We start from the raw sequence: 6,420 nt of genomic DNA, 5'->3' as shown, positions 1-6,420 counted from the left end.
AAGTCTGCCTTCGGCACGCCGCTCCGCGTCTACATATGCTATCAAATCGTTAGATTGAACTACGCAATACGCTACTCTCTTAGCGTACTCTCTACGCTGCCTGTACGGACGTTGCATGCAACGTCCCTCTCTTAAATGCTTCCGTGCATATCTATTTCTAGCTTTATGATAGTTGTGTGACTGTGGTTTTGTACCTTTGTTGTACTTCTTAGATTTTTGACGATTTGCTCTATTTAACTGCTTTTCAGACTTTCTATAAAACTGTGGGTTCTCTGCGGTATTACCATTACTATCAGCCAAGAAATACTTGATTCCGACGTCTAAACCTACTGCGTTCCCTGTTGGTTTAGTCTCAATCTTTATGTCTACTTGAATAGCAAATTGAACATAATAACCGTCAGCTTGGCTGAAATTATTATTTTGGCTCGACCTACTTTTTTTCTTTTATGCCATATATTATAGCATAACCAGCCATTAAAATGCCAAGGAAGATTAGAATATTTTTACAGGCGACTAAAGTCGCGCGCAGAGCTTTTCATCCATGCACTAAAGCGACATGGTTTTCAAGCTCTCGTCCAACTTTGATAAAATCCGGATAATTACTAGAGCCTGCGTCCGCAGCGACTGGAACGGAGTGGAAGGAAGCAATCTCCGCGCATCCCTGAGATTGCTTCCTATCGTCGCAATGACTACTGTTGACCGGATTCTATATAAAAGTGGGGGTTTGGTCACCAAACCCCTACTTTTTTTTAGGCTTCTGGCTTCATTTGCAGGTACTGATAACTGATAGCTGAAATGACCCCTATCGGTGAAAAAATAGAAGCTTAATAATATTTAATTTTAATAAGTGGATAATATCTGCATAGTGTATTCAGCTATACAGAATTATCAAAAAACTGATTGGGATTTATTCAGCTTGCTAAGGTTAACTTTAGTTAAGACTTTTGCTTGATTTAGGTTGGTCGGTTACCAAGTAAAACCGCTCCTGATAGTTTTACTTGCGATCGCAGACTATTCTCAACAAACCCCAAATTTATCGGGTTTATTGAGAATTTTAAAAAATATTGAGAATATATTTCAATTAAGGGATTAGGCTCTAAACTAAGTCGCAGTAGAAAATTACAACATACTGAGCTTGGGACAACTTGCCATGAGCAAATCTAGCTTAATAACTTTTTTATTAACAATTTATCAAAAGGAGAGAGGCTTTTTAACCCCCATTCCCTCCTCCCCCCTTTCTAAGCTATCCGTTATAAGGAACTTCTGGAAAGCTTATGGGGAGGAGTGGAGCAGGGAGTAGGGGAGAAGGGAGAAAGAGTCAATTTAGCTAGTGGTACTTAGACATTTTATGGTCGAAAAAATGGCTGTAATTCAGTCTAGACAAGGGAATTACGTCGATCCCATAAAAATTGCTAAAACCCTTGACAGTTAAGGATTTATACCTTTTTGAGCTGAAACACTCTGCCTATATATATTTGAGGCTATTTTATGACTCTGTTTTGTTTAAGTCCCACTAAGCAAAACTACTTAAGTTCTCAAAAAATGTACTTTTCAATACATGATTTTTGAGGAAAAAGCCTCTCAAACATAAACACATAACTTGTCTATCTTTGTCAAGTTTAATGTTAAGAAAAATGTTTATAAGGCATAGCTTTCTAAGGGGGGATAGGAAGGTTAGGTTTGCACGGATTCATCGGTTCCATGGGGTATTTCTCAAACAGCCTCTAAGTTTAAGAAAGTTAGCGTTGTACCGCTCGCTGTTAAGGGTCATTTCAGTCAGCCTCTAAGTTTAAGAAAGTTAGCGTTGTACCGCTCGCGGTTAAGTGTGGGAAAAAGCGATTTCAGTTGATTCAGTAATTAATATTGCGAATAAAAGGAAATTGAGACAATGCCTAAAACAATATTCGATTTAGCAAGAATACAAGTATCTGATTACAACCCAGTGCAACTACTCTTTGAACTACAGAATAACTTAGAAGGGTTTAACAGAGATGATTTTGCCGAGTTGATGGGAGTGCAACCCCAAACTGTTCGCCAATGGTGTAGCAAACATGGTAATCCTAATCATCAAGCTAGACAATTAGCTGGTGAAATTAAAGCCAGACTGGAACGCGATCGGATATTGTAGGAAATTGTAGATTGAATCTACTGACAATTAATCTTAATTAGTTCACTATAGAAATTAAAGCAATTAACACTTTATCGACAAAGGAGAAATCATGGTTGACTATAACATGACACAAGAATGGACTCCAGGAAAAATGGTTGAACTCAGCACCGAGCTGGAAAAACCCAGTCCATTTTATTTTGGATATGATATTAAAGAACATTTTCTCAAAGAATTGTCAAAACACGAGATAGACAAAATCTTTTTCTTTTGTGAGCAAAATATGTTTGGGCTTTACGGAGAGGAACTGTTCCACGAATTGAATTCGGAATACAAATGTCTTCTAGAAATGGTTCCCCCTGGTGAGAAATCTAAATATTTCTCAGTTTTAGAACAAGTATGTGAAACATTAGTCACTGAAGGTGTATCTAAAAAATCTCTATTAATTGCCTTTGGTGGAGGAACAGTAGGAAATATTGTCGGTTTGGTTGCTGGATTAATTTATCGTGGAATTCACTTTGTCGAAGTATCTACAACCATGACTGGAATTACTGATAGTACCCTCAGTAACAAACAAGCGGTTAATGGTGTAAGTGGTAAAAATCACTTTGGTCTTTATCATAGTCCTCTGTTTATTTGGGCAGATACAAAATACCTCAAAACAGAGCCTCCTTTCTCCAAACGATGTGGCATTATTGAAGGGATTAAAAATGGTTTTATTGCTGAACCTACCTTTTTGGATTATTTGGAAAAAACTCTTAATCCCCAGCTTGATTTTTCCCAGCAGGTGTTAACTGACCTAGCTTATAAAATTATTCTTTCCAAACTAGAAATTCTCAAAAAAGACCCCACGGAAAAACATTATGGAATTATTCTAGAGTATGGTCATACGTTTGGTCATGGTTTGGAATGGCTGCTCAAAGGAAAACTATCTCATGGAGAAGCAGTTTCTTATGGTATGAAAATAGTAGCAGAACTAGGGCAAGAACTGGGCTTTATGTCACAAAAAGATGTAGATTTGCACCACCACTTTATTGATGACAAACTCGGATTTAATAATCCTTGGCCTGAGCATGTAACTACTGATTTATTAATGAAGGCGATGATTGCAGATAATAAGAAAACAGGGGACGAGCTTCGGTTTGTTATGTTAGAAAAAATCGGTCAATGTTATAATCCAGAAGGAGATTATTTGATGACGGTTGACAATAAAACGGTAGAAAAAGTTCTGGATAATTATATTAAAAAAGCAACTAGAAAAGTTGCACTTGCTGTTGCATAATTGCAGTAATTTAACTCTACTTCTCCTCAGTCAAACCTAGGATTATTTGTAAGTACAATGATGGGAAATAAGATTGATAAATTTAATCATAGGGAAAGGAAGAAAAATCGAGATTTTATGGGGATTTAATCATCGAAATTACACCTTTTCCCGTGTTTTCCCTACAACCTATTCCCTGTCTGACAAAGGTTACCAGTGGGGTAAAGGATAAATCCTTAAAGGAGGAGTAGAGTAGATTAATATTCTAGCATAAAATTTCATGGTTTGTCAAGATTGAATTGTTGGGTAGTGGGAGGGAGCATCTTGCTCCCATGAGAATAGAGCAGGGTAGGCAATTCCAAACAGGTTGACCATGAATATAGAGCGATCGCTATTTGCTGACCCTACTAACTAATGTTGGGTTTATCCTTATCCGTAGGATAAGCTGCGCTAACGGATAAGCTCTGCTAACTTGTCTCAACGCAATCTACAGTTCTGCGCTCCAACTGACTGTCCGTAAGCAAGATGCTCACATTAACAATACTTGTCAAATATTCATTCACCAGGAAAGTCGAGTAATGGAAAACAGTAAATTTCTCAGTCACAGTACAAAAATTTACTTAGATAGAAACCTGCAAATCATCATTGGTATAACATTGATGGCAGTCTTGGGTTCAAGTAGTATCGGACCAGTATTACCAACAATGGCATCAGAATTGCAAATTCCTGCGGAAAAAGTGGGATTAGTAATTACAGCATTTGTTGTACCTATCGCCATCGGAACTCCCATATCTGGAGTTTTAGCAGATCGCTTTGGTAGAAAACAAATTTTGATTCCTTCTTTATTACTATTTGCTATTGCTGGTGTTGCTTGTAGTTTTGCTCCAAATTTTCGGACATTACTAGAATTGCGATTTCTCGAAGGTGTGGGAGCTGCTAGTTTAGAATCTCTTGCACTGACGTTAATTAGCGATTTGTATACAGGTAAGAGTCTGACATCTGCAATGGCATTCAACGCTAGTATGATTGGCATGAGTTTGGCAGTGTATCCTTTAATTAGTGGGGGGTTAGCAACATGGGGATGGCGCTATCCTTTTTTATTACCATTGCTAGCAGTTCCCATTGTACTTGCTGTGATTTTTTTCCTAGAATTACCCTCGTTTAAAAAGCCACCAAAATTCCGTTTGAAAGTATATTTGAGAAATATTTGGCATAGTGTTAATAATAGTCAGGTATTAGGATTGTTATTTGCAGTAGTTGCTTTATTTATATTGCTCTTCGGTCCTTATTTTACTTATATTCCGATGTTAGCTGGAGATGTTTTTGCAGCTTCTAATGTGGAAATTGGAATTATTTTAGCAACTATGGCTATATCTTTAGCTTTTGTTTCTTCTCAGGTAGCATTATTTCCCCAATCTCTATCAGAATTCACCCTAATTAAAATTTCATTTGTACTTTATACTTTGGCAGTAATAGTTACTCCATTCCTACAAAATATGTGGTTATTATTAATTCCTAGTATTTTGTTTGGAGCTGCTCATGGAATGTGTTTTCCTGCTACTCAAGCATTGTTAGGAAAATTCGCACCTCAAGATTATCGCGCTGGTTTTATGGGTGTTAATGCTACGGTTTTATCTATCGGACAAGCATTAGGTCCGTTGTTAGCTGGAGTTGCTTTTGGAGTTTGGGGAATGGCTGGAGTTTTTTACGCTGCTGCTGGTTTTTCTGTTTTGAGTTTGGGGTTAATTAGTAAACTTTTTGTGACTGTTGATTAGCCTAATATTTAATATCATGTGTTGAATACTTATAAATAAATTACGGAGGAGTCAGGAGTCAGGAGGAAAGAAAGAAGCAATAAGCAATAAAAAAGAGGAGGAAAAGGAGAAAGTTTTTTTAATCACTAATTATCCGGACATGATATAAAAAGGAAGAAGGAAGGCTTTAATTATCGCCGAGAGAAGGAAAAATTGGATGGAGATACTTTTATAAGCTGCTCCGCGCACAAACTTATACCATTTCTCAAAAACTTTTCTACCCGCATCTTGAGTAGGGGAGTGGGGTAGAAGTAAAAATAATAATAATTCATATTAAATCGTCTCAAATTAGCAAAAAAATTATTAGGTATAGTTTAATTACTTAATAACTGAAGTGTTACCTAAGTATAGCATTACTTTTGGGAATTGATATTAAACCAATTTTAGACACCGTATATACGGTGGAATTTCAAACCATTTATGGGAAAAAATAATCTGAGTTTTTTTGTAATATATCTACCAAGAAAATGAGTACAATTATACAGAGAAAAATCGGTGTTACTACCTGGATATTTGGTCAGAATAAATTAGAAAAAACTGCCAATATTATTTCAGAGATGGGTTTTGATGGAGTCGAATTATATGTAGATATTAATCAAACTCTACCTCAAAAGGTGAAAGATATTTTAACAGATAATGGATTAGAAATATTCTCCATGACTCCTAGTAACGTAGATTTGGGAAGTAGCGATCGCCAAACCAGAATGGCAGCTCTAGATTACTATAAAAAGTTAATTGATTATGGAGCAGAATACAGTTATCAGTTACTAGGTGTAGACTTTGGTTTTTAAAACCCAAATCAAAAGATTAACTGTCAACTAAAATTTGAGTATTTTTTCATAGATTTACTAAGGAAAGGAGTATAAACAGACAAAGAAAAATCGGTGTTACTACCTGGATATTTGGTCAGAATAAATTAGAAAAAACTGCCAAAATAATTTCAGAGATGGGTTTTGATGGAGTCGAATTATATGTAGATATTAATCAAACTCTACCTCAAAAGGTGAAAGATATTTTAACAGATAATGGATTAGAAATATTCTCCATGACTCCTAGTAACGTAGATTTGGGAAGTAGCGATCGCCAAACCAGAATGGCAGCTCTAGATTACTATAAAAAGTTAATTGATTATGGAGCAGAATACAGTTATCAGTTACTAGGTGTAGACTTTGGTTTTTAAAACCCAAATCAAAAGATTAACTGTCAACTAAAATTTGAGTATTTTTTCATAGATTTAC

The 6,420-nt window shown here is 36.1% G+C and carries 6 protein-coding genes; 5 read left to right on the top strand and 1 reads right to left on the bottom strand.

Annotation, left to right across the window (positions count from 1 at the left end; all coding sequences use genetic code 11):
- Nucleotides 1-363, bottom strand: a 363-nt coding sequence (locus F6K22_RS19190; RefSeq protein WP_375340172.1) for a transposase, incomplete at its 3' end; no start/stop codon positions are given.
- Nucleotides 364-1,888: 1,525 nt separating this feature from the next.
- On the opposite strand from F6K22_RS19190, the gene F6K22_RS19185 reads away from it, so the two are divergent.
- The 5 genes from F6K22_RS19185 (at nucleotide 1,889) to F6K22_RS19165 (ending at nucleotide 6,362) form a co-directional block, all read left to right on the top strand.
- A complete protein-coding gene (locus F6K22_RS19185) occupies nucleotides 1,889-2,128 on the top strand; it encodes a helix-turn-helix domain-containing protein (RefSeq protein ID WP_293101222.1) in 240 nt (79 codons plus the stop codon).
- Nucleotides 2,129-2,219: 91 nt separating this feature from the next.
- Nucleotides 2,220-3,389: a 2-deoxy-scyllo-inosose synthase gene (locus tag F6K22_RS19180; protein WP_293101220.1), complete on the top strand. Its 1,170-nt coding sequence runs from the start codon at nucleotides 2,220-2,222 to the stop codon at nucleotides 3,387-3,389.
- Nucleotides 3,390-3,946: 557 nt separating this feature from the next.
- A complete protein-coding gene (locus tag F6K22_RS19175) occupies nucleotides 3,947-5,143 on the top strand; it encodes an MFS transporter (RefSeq protein WP_293101217.1) in 1,197 nt (398 codons plus the stop codon).
- Between the two features lie 506 nt (nucleotides 5,144-5,649).
- Nucleotides 5,650-5,973 (top strand): sugar phosphate isomerase/epimerase family protein, encoded by a 324-nt coding sequence (locus F6K22_RS19170; protein WP_293101215.1) that lies wholly within the window; start codon nucleotides 5,650-5,652, stop codon nucleotides 5,971-5,973.
- Nucleotides 5,974-6,128: 155 nt separating this feature from the next.
- Nucleotides 6,129-6,362, top strand: coding sequence for a TIM barrel protein (locus F6K22_RS19165; protein WP_363273911.1), 234 nt, complete (start codon nucleotides 6,129-6,131; stop codon nucleotides 6,360-6,362).
- Nucleotides 6,363-6,420: the final 58 nt, after the last annotated feature.

Source organism: Okeania sp. SIO2F4, from assembly GCF_010672385.1.
Taxonomy (GTDB): domain Bacteria; phylum Cyanobacteriota; class Cyanobacteriia; order Cyanobacteriales; family Microcoleaceae; genus Trichodesmium.
This window is presented reverse-complemented; position numbering and strand designations above follow the sequence as displayed.